The organism is Terrabacter sp. FW104-15G4B (assembly GCF_058790095.1).
Genome location: NZ_JBYTCI010000008.1, coordinates 117,579 through 133,869, shown reverse-complemented (window position 1 = coordinate 133,869; position 16,291 = coordinate 117,579). Strand labels below are relative to the sequence as shown.

Genomic DNA, 16,291 nt, shown 5'->3' with positions numbered 1-16,291 from the left:
GACGCGGGGGCGAGTACGGTGCGAGCACGGCCCATCGCTGCCGTCCGGCAGCGGGGGCAGCAACGGGAGGCTCAGATGCCGGCGAGCCGCGTCACGGTGGTGACCGCCCTGCGTCTCGGGTGGGCGGTCGCGGAGGTCCGTGGGCGGCTCTGGCCGCACGGTCCACGCACCCGGTCGACACCGCTGCCACCGCAGCCCAAGGACGTGCTGCCGTTGCGCTCGCAACGCCTCGGGTCTGCTTCACGCCAGGAGGCGGTGGCCTCGCTCCTCTCCCTCGCCAAGGCCATGGAGCTCGACGACGCCGGCACGCTGGCGCTCGAGGTCGCCGACGTCCTCGAGGCGCTGGACGCCGCCGCTGATCCCCGCAAGGACGCCGTGTGGAGCGAGGCGGCCACCTTCTTCCTGCGCTGGGACGCGCACCTGCAGGACGAGCTGACGGGCCGGTCCGAGGCGCTCGCCAACGGCTACCTGCTCGGGCGGGGACTCGCGGAGTGCTTCTGGGGACTCGGACCCGAGACCGAGTGGGTTCTGGAAGGAGGCGTCAGTGCCGTCGCGCCGGCCTTCCTGCTCGGGGTGGACCGGCGCAGGGAACTGACGCGGATGCTGGGTCGCCTGGACGCGGGGGTCACGCACGAGATGACGCCGGCGGCCGTGGCGGGAAGCCTCGAGGCCTGGGGCGTCGTGGTCGCCGACGATGCGTGGTCGCGCGACCCCAGCCTGCGCGACGCGCTCTATGAGCAGGTCCGCCGGTGGTACCAGCTCGTCGTGCTGGCGCAGGACCCGACAACGCTCATCAGGCCGTACGCGCGACTGGCCAACCCGACGAGCCTCGCCAGGTCGGTGCGCATGTTCTGGCCGCAGATCATCCTGGCCCTCGTGTCGGTGGCGCTGGTCGCGGCGTTCTTCACGCTGGTGGTCGGGGCGGGTCCCACCGAGGCGCCGGTCTGGCTCTCGTCCCTGCTCGCGACCGGCGGCTTCGGCGCCTTCGCCGCGGCGGGACTGCTGGCGAGGGGAAAGAGCGCGGCCCAGCGCTTCGTCACCCGGCTCCGGCAGGACGCCTACACCGACCTCGTGGCGGTGAGCGTCACGTCTGTGCCGTCGACTCCCGCGTCGGCGGGCGAGAGGCAGCGGGGGCTGGGACGACGTCTCGTCGAGGCCGCGGTGCGGCGTCGCAGGCTCACCCCGCCGACGCCACCGCCGTCGAGCTAGGCCAGCACCGTCAGGACGAAGCCGAGAAGCGGCAGCGTGCCCTGCGTGAGCGCGGCCCGAAGATGGCTGCGCCCGGTGGTGACGAGCACGGCCGCGGCGGCCACCATGGATGCGGTGCAGAACAGGGCGAGCGTGCGACCCGCGGTGTCGTGGCCGGTCCACCAGAGCACGAGCCCCAGTGCCGCCCCGAGGCCGAGGAAGAGGTTGTAGAAGCCTTGGTTGTATGCCATCGGCCGGGTCACCTCGGCAGCGCCCTGGTCGGCGACGCCGAAGCGCTTCCACACCTCCGGGCGGGTCCAGCCGACGCTCTCCATCCAGAAGATGTAGGCGTGCAGCAGGGCGGCCAGTCCGACGAACACGCTCGCGGCGACTCTCATGCCCGGATCGTAGGGCGTCGGATTCGTCTGGGTGCCGGTGTCGCTCAGGCGGTGATGCGCAAGGTGCTGGTGCGGTCGGGCTTGACGATGACCTCGATGCGGTCGGCCACTCGCGACTTCAGCTCGGTGACGTGGCTGACGATGCCGACGGTGCGGCCGCCCTCGCGCAGGCCCTCGAGGGTGTGCATGACGTCGTCGAGGACGTCGGGGTCGAGCGTGCCGAAGCCCTCGTCGACGAAGAGGGTGCCGAGGTCCACGCCACCGGACTCGGCCCGCACGACCTCGGCCAGGGCCAGCGCCAAGGACAGGGAGACGTAGAAGGTCTCGCCGCCGGACAGCGTGCCGACCTCGCGGACCTGGTTGGTGTGCATGTCGTGGACCCGGACGCCGAGGCCGGACTTGGCATTGCCCTTCTTGGCGTCGGTGTGCTCGAGCGTGTATCGGCCACCGGAGAAGCGACCGAGCTCGGAGTTGGCGGCCGAGAGCACCTCGGTGAAGCGCCTGATGAGGACGTACTTCGCGAGGTCGAGGTTGAGCTGGTTGTCGCCGTTGCCCGCCACGAGCTGGCCCACCCGCACGGCGTCGGCAGTCTCGGCGATGACCGCCGCGTTGCGCGTCATGGCCTCTCGGATGTCGGTGACCCGGCGCTTGGTGCGGGTGACCTGGTCGCGGAGGCTGCCGTGCTCGTTGCTGGCCGCCTCCATCTCCTTCTTGGCGGCCGCGGCGAGGGCCTCGAGCTGCTCGATGTCGTCGAAGAGGGCGTCGAGCTGGACGTCGGCGAGCTCAGGGCCGGTGAGCCCGGCGCGCACCTGCGTGCACGCTCGCTCGAACTCCGCGATCTCCCGCGTCTTGTCGTTGATCCACTCGGCGCCGCGGTTGGCCGCCATCCACTCCGCGACGCCGGCGAAGCCGAACTGGGCGAGGTCGGCGTCGCGAGCGGCGGTGTCCTCTGCGACGGCAGCCGCTGCGACGTCGCGCTGGCCGAGCGCGTCGACGAGGGCGTCGATGCGGGCCGCCCCCGCCACGAGGTCGTCGCGGCGGGCGGAGACGCTGGGGTGGCCGTCTCGGGCCTGCTCGACGACCGCCACCTCCTCGGCGACGCGAAGGTCGAGGTCGGCGACGGCCTGCTCGTGGCGGCCGAGCTCGGCGCCGAGCCTGCTCGTCTGGGCGGAGAGGTCTTCGACGCGGGCCCGCAGCTCGGTCAGCCGCGCGGCGCCGACCTCGACGTCGGCTCGGGCTTGCACCGACTCGCCGAGCTCTCGGGCGGCCGCCTCGGCACGGGCGCGCGCCGAGGCGACGTCGAGCCCGTCGCAGCGCGCCGCGAGCTCGCGCACTTCGGAGCGGACCGCGCCGAGCGCCTCGGCGGACCGGCTGGCCTGCTCGCGCAGTCGGACGACGCTCGCCTCCTCGGTCTCGATCTGCTCGGGCGTCACCGCGTCGAGCGTGGGGTGCGCCGGGGACGGGTGCTCGAGCGAGCCGCACACCGGGCAGGGGTCGCCCTGGACGAGGGCCAGCCCCAGCTCGCCGGCGATCCCCTCGATGCGGGTCCGGCGCAGGGCGGCGAGCGAGGTCTCCGCCGTCGCCACCGTCGACAGTGCTGCGCTGGCCGCGGCCTCAGCAGCGGGCACGCGAGCCGCCGCGGCCTCGTGGGCGACGGCGGCCTCGAGACGCTCCTTGGCGCGCGCACCCTCGGTGGCCCGGCCGTCGAGCAGGGCTGCGAGGCGGCGTGCCTCGGTCAGGGCGCGGTCGTGCTCGGCGATCGTGGCCGGCAGCACCTCGAGCTCACGGGTCACCGACGCGGTCGAGCGGATGGTGGCTTCGAGCCGCTCGCGCAGGCGCCGCAGCTCCTCGACGCGACCGGGCAGGGCCGCCTCGAGCGCGATCGCCCCGGTCAGGGAGCCGACGACCTCCCGAGCCTGGGCCGCCGCCTCGCGCAGCGCCGCAGCCCCCCGGTCGCGAAGCTGCGGCTCGACGGCCTCCCGGGCTCGTCGCAGGCGGGTCTCGGCGGCGCGCAGGTGACCCTCGGACAGGGCGAGGGTGCGCACCGCCCCGGCGACGGGCTGGGCCTCCTGCGCCCGGTCGACCTCCTTGCGCAGCTCGGCGAAACGCACCGCCTGCTTGCCGAGGTCGTGGTCCTGCTGCTGCAGCTGGACCAGTCGCTCACGGCGCTGCGTGCGCAGCCGTGCGTCGCCCACCATGTCGGCCATCTGCCGGTGGCTCTCGATGGCCTCGCGGCTCGCCTTACCGGCGTGGCGCTCGCGCGTGGTGAGCTCGTCGACGACCTGGGTGAGCTCGGCGTCGAGGGCCTCGGGCGCCGTGCGGCTCAGCGTCTCCAGGACCTCCCGGCGCTGGGGGTCGAGGCCGGCCGAGACCGCCAGGGCGTGCACGGCGAGGCGGATCTCGTCGACCGCGGACTGGCGCCGCGCCTGGGCGGCCCGCCCCGCCTCGACGATCTCGTCCTGGACCCGGCGGAAGAAGGCCGTGCCGAAGACCTTCTCCAAGAGCTTGCCCTTGTCCTCGGACCGCGCCCGCAGGAAGGTCGCGAACTCGCCCTGCGGGAGGATCACGGTCTGCACGAACTGGTCGCGCGTCAGCCCGACGGCGCGGGTGATCTCGTCGTCGCAGTCGCCGATGTTGGCCGAGAGCAGCTCGCCGCCCTCGAGGTCGTCGGGCGTCTGCAGCCGCCAGAGCTTGATCGTCGGCTGCTGCACCGTGGTGCCGGCGCCGCGCGACTTGGGCCGCTCGAAGCGGGGCGTGCGCTGCACCCGGTAGAGCCCGGACTGGGTCTCGAAGACGAGCACGACGACCGGCACGGTGCGCGGGTCGGCGTGGTGGGAGTGGATGCGCTCGACGTCGGCGGAGGCCTGCGCGACCTTGCCGTAGAGCCCGAAGGTGATGGCGTCGATGATGGTCGACTTGCCCGCGCCGGTGGGGCCCTCGAGCAGGAAGAGGCCGGCGCGCCCGACGGTGGTGAAGTCGATGACCTCGGTGCCGGCATACGGCCCGATGGCCGTCATGGACAGGTGGTGCAGCTGCACGTCAGGCCACCTCCTGCGCCTCGGCGAGCTGCTGCGCCTTGACGGCCGCCTCGTAGCCGGCCTCGAAGACGTCGACCTCGCCGCCGCTGGCCTCGCCCTTGGTGACGTAGGTGATGAAGTCGGAGCCGAGCTCGCGCGGGTCGCGCTCGCTGACGGCGGTGGTGCCCGCCCGGCCCCGGTCGGTCGCCCCGTCGGGCTCGTGGAAGACCTGGAGGGCGTGCGGGAAACGGGACTTCAGGCGGTCCATGAGGGAGTCGGGCCGCACCCGGTCGGTGACGGTGACCCGCACCCACGCGGTCTCGGCGTCGGTGAAGTCCGGCGACTGCAGCAGGTTGTCGAGCCGGCCGCGCAGTGTCGCCATCGCCCGTGGCTGGGCGACCTCGACGGGGGTCACTCGCGCCGGCCCGGACGCGTCGAGGTCGACGATCAGCACGACCTTCTGCTGCTCCTGCTCGGAGAAGGAGTAGCGCAGCGGCGAGCCGGAATAGCGCACGCACGACCCCTCGGCCGACTCGGGCGCCTGCGGGCCGTGCAGGTGACCGAGGGCGGCGTAGTCGATGCCGTCGAAGACCGTGCCGGCCACCCGGTCCACGCCGCCGACCATGATCGAGCGCTCGGAGTCGCTCGGCTCGGCGCCTGCCACGAACGCGTGCGCCAGCACGACCGACCGGACGCCCGCCCGGCCAGCGAGGTCGGCGCGGATGCGGTCGCACGCCGCCCCGACGACCGCCTGGTGCGACCGTGGTAGCGGCGACCCGCCGCCCGCCAGCGCAACTCGCGCGTGGTCGGGGTCGAGGTAGGGGATGCCGTAGACCGCTGCGTGCACCCCGTCGCTGCCCTCGAGCAGCAGGGGCAGGTCGAGCTGGCCGAGATCGGTGACCATGCGGATGGTGTCTCGGAAGAGTCCTGCGCCGTAGCCGAGCCGGATGGCGGAGTCGTGGTTGCCCGACGTGACGACGACGGTCGTGACGGCTGACAGCCGCGAGAGCGTCCACTCGAAGAGCTGGACCGACTCGACGGGTGGCACGCCGCGGTCGTAGACGTCGCCAGCGAGGAGCACGGCGTCGACCGGGATGCCGTCGGGCGGGTCCTCGACGAGCTCGCAGATGCGCTCGAGCACGGTCGACTGCGCCTCGTGGAGGTTCACGCCGTGGAGCGTGCGCCCGAGGTGCCAGTCGGAGGTGTGGAGCAAGCGCATGCCACGACGGTAGAACCCCGCGCCGACACCCTCCCAACCGACACCCCGAGAGGAGGCGCGCCGGCTCAGTCGGTCTTGATGAAGCTGAGGATCATCGACACGAAGGTCACGATGAGCGCGCCGAAGATGGCGTCCCAGAAGAAGTGGTCGACGTGGAAGGCGAGGTCGAGCTTGCCTGCCAGCCATGACGTGAGCTGGAGCATCAGGGCATTGACGATGAAGACGAAGAGCCCCAGCGTCAGGATGATGAGCGGCAGCGAGATGAGCTTGAGCAGAGGCTTGATGAAGGTGTTGAGGATGCCGAAGATCAACGCCACGAGGACGACGGTCCAGACGACCCGGCCCGTCGAGCCGCCACCGAACGTGATGCCCGGGATGGCCCACGCGGCGACCCACAGGGCGACGGCGTTGATGACCGTCTGAAGCGCCAGGTTGAGGAGCATGCGGTCAGTGTTCCACGGGGGTGGGCGAGTCGGCGGGAAGGCCGGGATGCTCGTCCCCGGGGATACGTGGCTGGAACATCGCGTTGAGCCGCAGCAGGTCCGGCTCGACCATCTTGAGCGAGCCGATGGCCTCGGCGACGGGCACGCGCTCGATGCGTCCCTTCTGCAGCGCGACCATCTGCCCCCACGCGCTGTCGAGGGCGGCCTCGACGGCGGCGACCCCGAACCGCGTGCCGAGGACGCGGTCGAACGCGACGGGGGAGCCGCCGCGCTGGATGTGCCCGAGCGCCGTCATGCGGCTCTCGATGCCGGTGCGTCCCTGGATCTCCCGAGCCAGGATCGAGCCGATGCCGCCGAGGATCTGGTGTCCGTACTTGTCGACCTCAGGGGCGGGGATCTCGATCGTGCCCTCCCGCGGCAGGGCGCCCTCCGCGACGACGACGATGGTCGCGAAGCGGCCCTTCTTGTGCCGGTGGACGATCCGCTCGCACACCTCGTCGATGTCGAAGGGCTCCTCGGGCACCAGCGTGATCGCGGCGCCGCCGGCAAGACCCGACCAGATGGCGATGTGGCCGACGTGGCGGCCCATGACCTCGACGACGAGGACACGGTGGTGGCTCTCGGCGGTCGTGTGGAGGCGGTCGATGGCGTCGGTGCAGATCTGCACGGCCGTCTGGAAGCCGAAGGTCATCTCGGTCAGGGAGATGTCGTTGTCGATCGTCTTGGGCACGCCGATGACGGGGAAGCCGTTCTCGTGCAGGCGGTTGACGACGCCCATCGAGCCCTCACCGCCGATGCCGATGATGGCGTCGAGGCCGTGCCGGTCGTAGGCCTTGCGGACCCGCTTGAGTCCGTCCTCGTAGGCGAAGGGCTGGTCGCGGCTCGTGCCGAGGATCGTGCCACCGAGCGGCAGGATGCCGCGGCACCGGTCGACGTCGAGGATCTCGTAGTCGTTGTCCATCACCCCGCGCCAGGAGTTGCGGAAGCCGATGACGGTGCTGTCGTACGTGACCTCGGCGGCGCGGGTCGCGCCCCGGATGACGGCGTTGAGGCCGGGACAGTCCCCGCCCCCGGTGAGGATGCCGATGCGCATGATCTGACTTTCGGGAAGAGGTGGCGTGCAGCTGGCACGAGCAGGTGTCGAGGCGGCGCTGGCGCGACGCTGTGAGCCTAGCCACAGTCGGGGGGAAGCGTCAGGGGAGCGTCCATGGGGCGGTCGCCGGCGTGGACACTGCCTCTACAGTTCGGATATGAGCGAGAGCACGGAGACCGTCAGCGAGAGCGTGACCGAGAGCGCCACCCCGCAGGAGGCGTATGCCGCCACGGACGTCCCGGAGGCCACGGTCCGCCTGCGCGAGGTGCTCGCGCAGATGCCCGACTACAAGCCGGGCAAGGCTGCGGCGGCGCCGGCCGGCGTCACGGCCTACAAGCTCTCGTCCAACGAGAACCCCTACGGTCCGCTGCCGTCGGTCCTCGCCGCGATCGACGACGCGGCGGCGACGGTCAACCGCTACCCCGACATGGCTGTGACGGCGCTGACCGAGCGGCTTGCCAAGGCGCTCGACGTGCCGGCCGAGTGCATCGCGACGGGCACCGGCTCCGTCGCGGTCCTCGCCCAGATCGTCAACGCCGCGTGCGACGCCGGCGACGAGGTGGTCTTCGCGTGGCGCTCCTTCGAGGCCTATCCCATCGTCACCCAGCTCGCCGGCGCGAAGCCGGTCATGGTCGGGCTGGACGAGCAGGCCCGCCACCGTCTCGACGCGATGTTCGCCGCCATCACCGACCGCACCCGCGTCATCCTCGTGTGCACCCCGAACAACCCGACCGGTCCGTGCGTCCACCAGTCCGAGCTCGAGGCGTTCCTCGACAGGGTCCCGAGCGACGTCGTCGTCGTCGTCGACGAGGCCTACGTGGAGTTCGTCCGAGACCCCGAGGCCGTGCGCGGGCTCGACGTGTGGCGCCACCGCCCGAACGTCGTCGTCCTGCGCACCTTCTCCAAGGCGTACGGCCTCGCCGGCCTGCGGGTCGGGTATGCCGTCGCCCACCCTCCCGTTGCCGCGGCCGTGCGCAAGACGGCCACGCCGTTCGGGGTGAACTCGGTCGCGCAGGTGGCCGCCATCGCCTCCCTCGACGCGTTCGACGAGCTGAGCGAGCGGGTGGAGTCGCTCGTCGCCGAGCGCGACCGCGTGGTGCAGGCGCTCGCCGACCAGGGCTGGCGGCTGCCGCAGTCCGACGCGAACTTCGTCTGGTTCCCGCTGGGCCCGGACTCGACGGCGTTCTCCGATGCGTGCCAGCAGGCCGGTCTGACGGTGCGGCAGTACGGCGAGGACGGGGTGCGAGTCACGATCGGCGAGGTCGAGGCCAACTCGCGCCTGATCGAGGTCGCCGATCGGTTCGGCGCTCGCTGACGATGAGGTGACGCGTGGGGCTTCAGCGCGAACGGGTACCGGCCGGCGTGGCCGCGCTCGTCGCCGTGCTCCTCACGCTCCCGTCGGTCGTGGCGCCGACGTGGCAGCTCACGACGCTCGACAGCCAGAGTGGTGTGGCGCTCTTCGACCAGCAGTTCTGGAGCTGGGGCCGCTCACGGGCGCTGGGTGCCGGTGGCGCCGTGGTGCAGGACCTCTGGAACCCCTTCGGGCTCGTGGCGTTCCTCCTTCTCGTCGCGCTCGCGGCCTTCGGTGCGGTGGCGTGGATGCTGGGAGAGGCGCCGTGGGTCTCCGTCGTCGCGCTCCTGTCATGGGCCGGGCTTCTGGGCCACCTCGCGTCGACCGCCGCGGACCGTCTCGGCCGGCCGGTCCGTGACGACGTGCACGGCCTGGCGGCCAGCGGCACCTCGACGACCGTCGGTGCCCTGGAGTCGGTGGCCGTCCTGGCCCTCGTCGTGGCGGTGGCGCTCCTCGTCCTCTCGCTGGCTGGCCTGCGTATGCCGTCGGCCTGGGTCGCGCGCGTCCGCGCGCTCGTCGCACCGGACGAGGAGGACGACCCGACCCGGAAGCACCGGGGTGGCCCGGGGGAGCTCTCCCCGCCACCGCCGCTGGAACGGCCGGCTCCGGCCGCCGCCATGAGCGAGGGTGTCCCCGGTGACGTGGCTGTGCCCGGTGGCGCGGTCGCTCCCGATGACGCGGCCGCCTCCGCGCCCAACAGCCTGCGTCTGCGTGTGCCCGGCGCCGTCGTCGGCGCTGTCGGGGTGCTGCTGGCGGCGTCGACGACCGTCTGGCCGACCACGGTTCTCGCCGTGCAGGTGCCCGAGGTCGGCGACTTCACCAAGGGCTACGAGCAGCGGGACTGGTCGTGGGGCCGGCAGGTCGTCTACTCGTCGGACGGCGTGCTGCTGGACGCGTTCACGGGCCCGAACCCGGTGCCCCGGCTCGTGCTGCTCGCCGCCGTGCTGCTGCTCGCGGTGGCCGGGATCGTCGCGTGGGTCGTCGTGCCGGGGAGGCGCGGTGAACTGCCCGCCGCGGTGGGGATCGCTGCGGCGCTCGCACTCGTCGCCGCGTCGGTCGCGGAGCGTCTCTCGTTCGACGAACAGTCGATCGGCATCGAGCCCGGCCAGGTCCGGATCACGACGGTGGCCGGCTGGCTCGAGACGGTCTCCCTGGTGGTGCTCGCCGCGGCTCTCGCGCTCGTGGTGGCTGCGGTGCTTCCGGGCCCGTCAGCGGTCCTTGCCACCTGGCTGTCGGCCGTCTCGGCACGTCTCGCCCGGACCCGGCCGGCTGTCGATGTCTCCCGCCCGGGCACGGGCAGCGCCACGGAGGAGCCGTCGAGCGGGCGCCTCGCGATGCTGCGGGACTCCATGCCACGCGGCAGGACGCACACGACCTCGGTGGGCTTCACCGACGACGACGAGCCGGAGCGCGGGCCCGGGTGAGCGTCGCCGGCTGCTCCGCGGCTTGCTGTCCGAGACGGCCGGCCCACCCGGCGAAGGGCACCGCAACCCGCGTAGGGACCCGCGACCGCGAAACGGTTCCCGTTGTGGATGCGCCGCCTGATCGCACCGCTGCTCGCCGTCGGAGCAGCCCTCCTCGTCGCGGCCCTGATCTGGCCCACCGAGCGGATCGAGACGGCCGCAGCCCAGGGGAGCGTCCCGCTGCTCGACATCTGGCTGTGGGGCCGCGTCCGGTCGCTGTCCGAGATGACGTCCACCGACCTCGACGGCTCCTTCGGCACGCTCGCGGTCCTCGCCCTCGCCGCCGCACTCGCGCTGGTCGCCGCTGCCGCGTGGCTGTCGGCCGTTCGACGTCCTCGCGCGGGGCGCCGGTGGGGGGACGGTCGCGGCGGCCGCCGTCGGTGCGGCGCTGGCCGCAGCCGCGGTGGGGCTCACCGTCATGAGCGCCGGACTCGGCTTCGGTTGGTACTCGTACGGCGTGCGGACGTCCACGCGCACCGCTGTGACCCCGCTGCCGTCGGTCGCCATCGGCGCGTGGGCCGTTGCCCTCATGCTCATGGTGGCTCTGCTCCTGCGCGGCCGTGGTGGTCCGGACGAGGCGTCCGACGGCCCCTCGGACAGCTGACCCGGCGGTCCGGGCGGGGCGCCCTGAGCATGCCGGCACAGGTCCCGGCACAGGTCCCGGCACAGGTCCGGGTGTCGGAGGCCGGACCTATCGTCGAGGGCATGCTCACTGCCGTCGCTGTCTCCGGCTACCGCTCCCTGAGGGACGTCGTCGTGCCGTTGCACGGGCTCGACGTCGTGACCGGCGCCAACGGCAGCGGCAAGTCCAGTCTCTACCGTTCGCTTCGCCTGCTGGCTGGTTGCGGCCGCGGTGACGTGGTGGGCGCGCTCGCCCGCGAAGGCGGCCTGGATTCGGCGCTCTGGGCGGGTCCGGCAACGCTGGGTGGCGCGCGCGAGCGTGGCCACGCGGTCCAGGGCACCCGCCGCCAGGGGCCCATCAGCCTCCGGCTCGGCTTCGCCTCCGACGACTTCGGCTACCTCGTCGACCTCGGGCTCCCGCAGCAGTCGTCCGGCGGCGAGGCGGGCACGCCGTCGGCCTTCCTGCGTGATCCCGAGATCAAGCGCGAGGTGGTGTGGGCGGGGCCGGTGATGCGTCCCGGCGCGGTCCTCGTGCGCCGTCGCTGGGGCGTCGTCGAGACCCGGTCGGCCGCAGGTGGAGCCGACGGCTGGGAGCAGGAGTGGGGCGGCTCCGACGGCGATGCCGCCGAGTGGGAGTCCGACCCGGTCGAGGCGCCCGGATCGCGAGCCGGATCACGGTCGGCCGCCTACCGCTCGTCCGGCACGGCGCCGCCGAGGGAGGCCGCGCGGGCGGACCGTCCGGGCTGGAGCGAGCTGACCCGGTCGCTGCGTCCCTGGGAGAGCATGCTCACCGAGCTCGCCGATCCCGAGCGCGCACCCGAGCTGCTCCGGGTGCGCCGGATGATCCGGGGCTGGCGCTTCTACGACAGCTTCCGGGCCGACGCCGAGGCCCCCGCTCGGACACCCCAGGTCGGCACCCGCACGCCGGTCCTGGCCGACGACGGACGGGACCTTGCCGCGGCGCTGCAGACGATTCGAGAGGAGGGGCGCCCGGAGCTCGATCGGGCCGTGGCGGACGCCTTCGACGGCGCGATCCTCGACGTCACGGCCGAGGGGGGCCGGTTCGACGTGGCCCTCCACCAGCCCGGCATGCTGCGGCCACTCGCCGGTGCCGAGCTCTCCGACGGCACCCTGCGCTACCTGCTCCTCGTCGCTGCCCTGCTCACCACCGACCCACCTCCGCTGATGGTGCTCAACGAGCCCGAGACCTCCCTGCACCCCGACCTGCTCCCGCCGCTGGCCCGACTCATTCGCGCCGCAGCGGAGCGCAGCCAGGTCATGGTGGTCTCGCACTCCGAGGCGCTGGTCCGCGAACTCGGCGTGCAGGACCCGGCCGACGAAGAGGACGAGGCGCCGGTCGGCCTCGGCTCACCCGCTCGCGGCACCACCCTCGTCAAGGATCTCGGCGAGACCCTCGTGCAGGGCCAGGGACTGCTGTCCACCCCGCCCTGGACGTGGGGCACCCGCCGCTGACCGCGCCGGGCCGGGCTACCCGGGCACACGGCATACGCCAACGGACGCCGCCGCCGACGCCACTCCCTGCGTCACTGCTCCACGAGGCGGCGCAACACTGTCGCAGCGCCGCGCCGGGACCGGCCGAGCGGCGATCGCCCAGCCCTCTCCGCGGCGTCCGCGCAGGTCAGCCGTGCCTGTGTGGCGGCTGACCGTCCCGCATTGTGAGATTCGCAGGGCTCTCCGGTAAGTTCCGGTCCGAGGACCAAGCACGTGTCCGTCGTCACGAACGGCGGCCTGCGCCCCCAGAAGCCGACGAGCGGGTGACCCCCGCTTGCGGGCCGAACGAGTAGGCCGGTCTCACCGGCGAAGGAGCCCCAGTGAGCGACAAGGTTGTCGCCGAGCTGCAGGAGCCGACCCCCGCGGTCGGCGACGGTGGCCCGGACATGATCCAGCTGCTGACCCCCGAAGGTCAGCGTGTGTCCCACCCCGACTACGACAAGTACGTCGCGGACCTGACGCCCGAGGACCTGCGGAGCTTCTACCGCGACCTCGTCCTCATCCGCCGGCTCGACGCCGAGGGCTACGCCCTCCAGCGCCAGGGCGAGCTGGGCCTCTGGCCGAGCCTCCTCGGCCAGGAGGCCGCGCAGGTCGGCTCCGGCCGGGCCCTGCGGCCCCACGACTTCGTCTTCCCGACCTACCGCGAGCACGGCGTCGGCTTCGTGCGCGGCATGGACCCCCAGAGCTCGCTGCAGCTCTTCCGCGGCGTGAGCCAGGGCGGCTGGGACCCCAAGGAGCACAACTTCCACCTCTACACGATCGTCATCGGGGCCCAGGCGCTGCACGCCACCGGCTACGCGATGGGCGTGCGGATGGACGGCAACGTCGGCACCGGCGACCCCGACCGCGACACCGCCGTCATCTGCTACTTCGGCGACGGCGCCTCCTCGCAGGGTGACGTCAACGAGGCGTTCGTCTACGCCGCGAGCTTCGACGCCCCGGTCGTCTTCTTCTGCCAGAACAACCAGTGGGCCATCTCTGAGCCCGTCGAGAAGCAGACCCGCATCCCGCTCTTCCAGCGCGCCGCCGGCTTCGGCTTCCCGGGCGTCCGCGTCGACGGCAACGACATCCTCGCCACGTATGCCGTGACGCAGCACTGCCTCGACGAGGCCCGTAACGGCAACGGCCCGCTGCTCATCGAGGCCTTCACCTACCGGATGGGTGCGCACACCACCGCCGACGACCCGACGAAGTACCGCGTGTCGGCCGAGGTCGAGGAGTGGAAGTTCCGCGACCCGATCCTGCGGCTCAAGACCTACCTCGCGCACGAGGACATGGCCGACGAGGCCTTCTTCACGCGCATCGACGAGGAGGCCGACCAGTTCGCCGCCGAGCTGCGCGAGGGCTGCGTCACGATGAAGACGATGGCCGGCGAGACGATGTGGGACCACGTCTACGCAGAGGACCACCCCGTCATGGAGGCGGAGCGCGCCGCCTACCTCGCCTACAAGGCGAGCTTCGAGGAGGCGAACTGATGGCTGCCCAGTTCGAGAAGGTCACGCTCGGCAAGAGCATCACCAACGGCCTGCGCAAGGCCATGGAAGCCGACCCGAAGGTCGTGCTCATCGGTGAGGACATCGGCAAGCTCGGTGGCGTCTTCCGCATCACCGAGGGCCTGCAGAAGGACTTCGGCGAGGACCGCGTCATCGACAGCCCGCTCGCCGAGTCCGGCATCGTCGGCACCGCGGTCGGCATGGCGCTGCGCGGCTACCGCCCGGTCTGCGAGATCCAGTTCGACGGCTTCGTCTACCCGGCGTTCGACCAGATCGTCAGCCAGGTCGCCAAGATGCACGCCCGCGCCCTCGGCGCCGTCAAGATCCCGATGGTCATCCGCATCCCGTTCGGCGGCGGCATCGGCAGCCCGGAGCACCACTCCGAGAGCCCCGAGGCGTACTTCGCCCACACCGCGGGCCTGCGCGTCGTCGCGTGCAGCAATCCCGAGGACGCCCACTGGATGATCCAGCAGGCCGTCGCGTGCGACGACCCGGTGATCTTCTTCGAGCCGAAGCGCCGCTACCACGACCGGGCCGAGTACGACACCGCCGCGACGTCCGCACCTCGAGAGCTCTTCGAGGCCAACGTGATCCGCGAGGGCACCGACGTGACGCTCCTGGGCTACGGCCCGGTCGTCAAGACGATGCTCGAGTCTGCTGCGGCCGCCGAGGCGGAGGGCACGAGCATCGAGGTCATCGACCTGCGCTCGCTCTCGCCCCTGCCGATCGAGGCCATCGTGAAGTCCGTGCGCAAGACGGGCCGTCTCGTCGTCGTCCAGGAGGCGAGCAGCTACCTCGGCATGGCGTCGGAGATCTCGGCTCAGGTCACGGAGCAGTGCTTCTACGAGCTCGAGGCCCCGGTCATCCGGGTGGCCGGCGCGAACATCCCCTACCCGCCGAGCCGGATGGAGGAGGAGTTCCTCCCCGACCTCGACCGCATCCTCGACGGCGTCGACCGCGCGCTCGCGTACTGAGAAGGGCTGCCACACATGGCGATCAAGACATTCAACCTGCCCGACCCCGGTGAGGGCCTCGTCGAGGCCGAGATCGTGGAGTGGAAGGTCTCGCCCGGCGACACCGTCAAGGTCAACGACATGGTGCTCGAGATCGAGACCGCCAAGTCGTTGGTCGAGCTGCCCATCCCGTGGGCCGGCACCGTCAAGGAGCTGCTCGTCGAGGTCGGCCAGACCATCGACGTCGGCACGCCGATCATCTCGATCGACGACGGTCTGGGTGGCGATGAGACCCCCGCGGCCGCGCCGTCGATCCCGGGCGAGAAGGCCGCCCCGGCAGCGCAGGAGGCGATCCTCGTCGGCTACGGCGCCAAGGCAGGCGCCACCGCACGCCGTGCGCGCAAGGGCTCGGGTGCCCCTGCACCGGTGGCCGCAGTGCCGACCGAGACCGAGCAGATCGCTGCGGCATCGCCCGTCGCCAAGCCGGTTGCCCCTGCCCCTCGCGCCGACTCGCCGGCTCCGGCCGCCCACGGCGCGGGTCCGGCCGCCGGCCGCCCGAAGGCGAAGCCCCCGGTCCGCAAGCTGGCCAAGGACCTCGGCATCGACCTCGCGTCGGTGACCCCGACGGGAGCCGACGGCATCATCACGCGGGATGACGTCACCAGCTACGCGAGCGGCGGCGGCGCCGTGAACGGCGTTGGAGCGCAAGGTGGCTCGGCGCCGACGGCGGCCGTGACGGCATACCGTGTGCCGTTCGGCGCGGGCGAGCGCGAGGAGCGCAGCCCGATCAAGGGCGTGCGCAAGATGACGGCGCAGGCCATGGTCGGCTCGGCCTTCACCGCGCCGCACGTCACCGAGTGGATCACCATCGACGTCACCAAGACGATGGAGCTCGTCGACCGGCTCAAGGGCAGCCGGGAGTTCAAGGAGGTCAAGGTCACCCCGCTGCTCGTGCTCGCCAAGGCGCTCGTCCTCGCGATCAAGCGCAACCCGGGCATGAACGCGACGTGGGACGAGGCCGCCCAGGAGATCGTCCAGAAGAACTACGTCAACCTCGGCATCGCCGCGGCGACTCCGCGTGGCCTGATCGTGCCCAACATCAAGGACGCCCACGCCCTGACGATGCTCGAGCTGGCGCAGGCGATCGGACAGCTGACGGCCACGGCCCGCGAGGGTCGCACCCAGCCGGCCGAGATGTCGGGCGGCACGATCACGATCACCAACGTGGGCGTCTTCGGCGTCGACAGCGGCACCCCGATCATCAACCCTGGGGAGTCGGCCATCGTGTGCTTCGGAGCGATCCGCAAGCAGCCGTGGGTCGTCACCGACGCCGACGGCAACGACGAGATCGCGGTTCGCCACGTCACGCAGCTTGCGGTGAGCTTCGACCACCGGCTCATCGACGGCGAGCTCGGCAGCCGCTTCCTCAGCGACCTCGCTGCCATCCTGCAGGACCCGGCCCAGGCCCTCGTCTGGGGCTGACCGCGCCATGGACGCGATCATGAAGCGCACCCTCTCCGCCTGACCCACGTCCCCACAC

General features: G+C 72.2%; 13 protein-coding genes. 8 read left to right on the top strand and 5 right to left on the bottom strand.

What is annotated here, in order from left to right:
- Window positions 1-75: 75 nt before the first annotated feature.
- A complete protein-coding gene (locus AC3WRT_RS09020) occupies window positions 76-1,209 on the top strand; it encodes a hypothetical protein (RefSeq protein WP_492721135.1) in 1,134 nt (377 codons plus the stop codon).
- Here AC3WRT_RS09020 and AC3WRT_RS09015 read toward each other — a convergent pair.
- From AC3WRT_RS09015 to AC3WRT_RS08995, 5 genes are all read right to left on the bottom strand, one after another.
- Window positions 1,206-1,586, bottom strand: a complete 381-nt coding sequence (locus AC3WRT_RS09015; RefSeq protein WP_492721134.1) for a DUF1304 domain-containing protein — start codon at window positions 1,584-1,586, stop codon at window positions 1,206-1,208. The genes AC3WRT_RS09020 and AC3WRT_RS09015 overlap by 4 nt on opposite strands.
- 44 nt (window positions 1,587-1,630) lie before the next feature.
- The gene (locus AC3WRT_RS09010) at window positions 1,631-4,624 is read right to left on the bottom strand and encodes an AAA family ATPase (protein ID WP_492721133.1); all 2,994 of its coding nucleotides are present in this window, start codon (window positions 4,622-4,624) and stop codon (window positions 1,631-1,633) included.
- Window position 4,625: 1 nt separating this feature from the next.
- The gene (locus AC3WRT_RS09005; protein ID WP_492721132.1) at window positions 4,626-5,822 is read right to left on the bottom strand and encodes an exonuclease SbcCD subunit D; all 1,197 of its coding nucleotides are present in this window, start codon (window positions 5,820-5,822) and stop codon (window positions 4,626-4,628) included.
- Window positions 5,823-5,887: 65 nt separating this feature from the next.
- Entirely contained in the window at window positions 5,888-6,265 is a 378-nt protein-coding gene (locus tag AC3WRT_RS09000) for a phage holin family protein (protein WP_492721131.1), read from the bottom strand.
- Window positions 6,266-6,269: 4 nt separating this feature from the next.
- Window positions 6,270-7,358 (bottom strand): 6-phosphofructokinase, encoded by a 1,089-nt coding sequence (locus AC3WRT_RS08995; RefSeq protein WP_492721130.1) that lies wholly within the window; start codon window positions 7,356-7,358, stop codon window positions 6,270-6,272.
- Between the two features lie 157 nt (window positions 7,359-7,515).
- On the opposite strand from AC3WRT_RS08995, the gene hisC reads away from it, so the two are divergent.
- The 7 genes from hisC to AC3WRT_RS08960 all read left to right on the top strand — a co-directional run bounded on the left by hisC (window position 7,516) and on the right by AC3WRT_RS08960 (window position 16,233).
- The gene (hisC, locus tag AC3WRT_RS08990; RefSeq protein WP_492721129.1) at window positions 7,516-8,673 is read left to right on the top strand and encodes a histidinol-phosphate transaminase; all 1,158 of its coding nucleotides are present in this window, start codon (window positions 7,516-7,518) and stop codon (window positions 8,671-8,673) included.
- Between the two features lie 14 nt (window positions 8,674-8,687).
- Window positions 8,688-10,133 (top strand): hypothetical protein, encoded by a 1,446-nt coding sequence (locus AC3WRT_RS08985; RefSeq protein ID WP_492721128.1) that lies wholly within the window; start codon window positions 8,688-8,690, stop codon window positions 10,131-10,133.
- Window positions 10,134-10,590: 457 nt separating this feature from the next.
- Window positions 10,591-10,776, top strand: coding sequence for a hypothetical protein (locus tag AC3WRT_RS08980; protein WP_492721127.1), 186 nt, complete (start codon window positions 10,591-10,593; stop codon window positions 10,774-10,776).
- A gap of 101 nt (window positions 10,777-10,877) precedes the next feature.
- Complete coding sequence (locus tag AC3WRT_RS08975; protein WP_492721126.1) at window positions 10,878-12,266, top strand: AAA family ATPase; 1,389 nt, start codon at window positions 10,878-10,880, stop codon at window positions 12,264-12,266.
- A 359-nt stretch (window positions 12,267-12,625) separates the two neighbouring features.
- Window positions 12,626-13,780, top strand: a complete 1,155-nt coding sequence (pdhA, locus tag AC3WRT_RS08970) for a pyruvate dehydrogenase (acetyl-transferring) E1 component subunit alpha (RefSeq protein ID WP_492721125.1) — start codon at window positions 12,626-12,628, stop codon at window positions 13,778-13,780.
- The gene (locus tag AC3WRT_RS08965; protein WP_492721124.1) at window positions 13,780-14,772 is read left to right on the top strand and encodes an alpha-ketoacid dehydrogenase subunit beta; all 993 of its coding nucleotides are present in this window, start codon (window positions 13,780-13,782) and stop codon (window positions 14,770-14,772) included. The genes pdhA and AC3WRT_RS08965 overlap by 1 nt, the downstream gene beginning before the upstream one ends.
- A gap of 15 nt (window positions 14,773-14,787) precedes the next feature.
- On the top strand, window positions 14,788-16,233 hold the full coding sequence (locus AC3WRT_RS08960) for a dihydrolipoamide acetyltransferase family protein (RefSeq protein ID WP_492721123.1): 1,446 nt from the start codon (window positions 14,788-14,790) through the stop codon (window positions 16,231-16,233).
- Window positions 16,234-16,291: the final 58 nt, after the last annotated feature.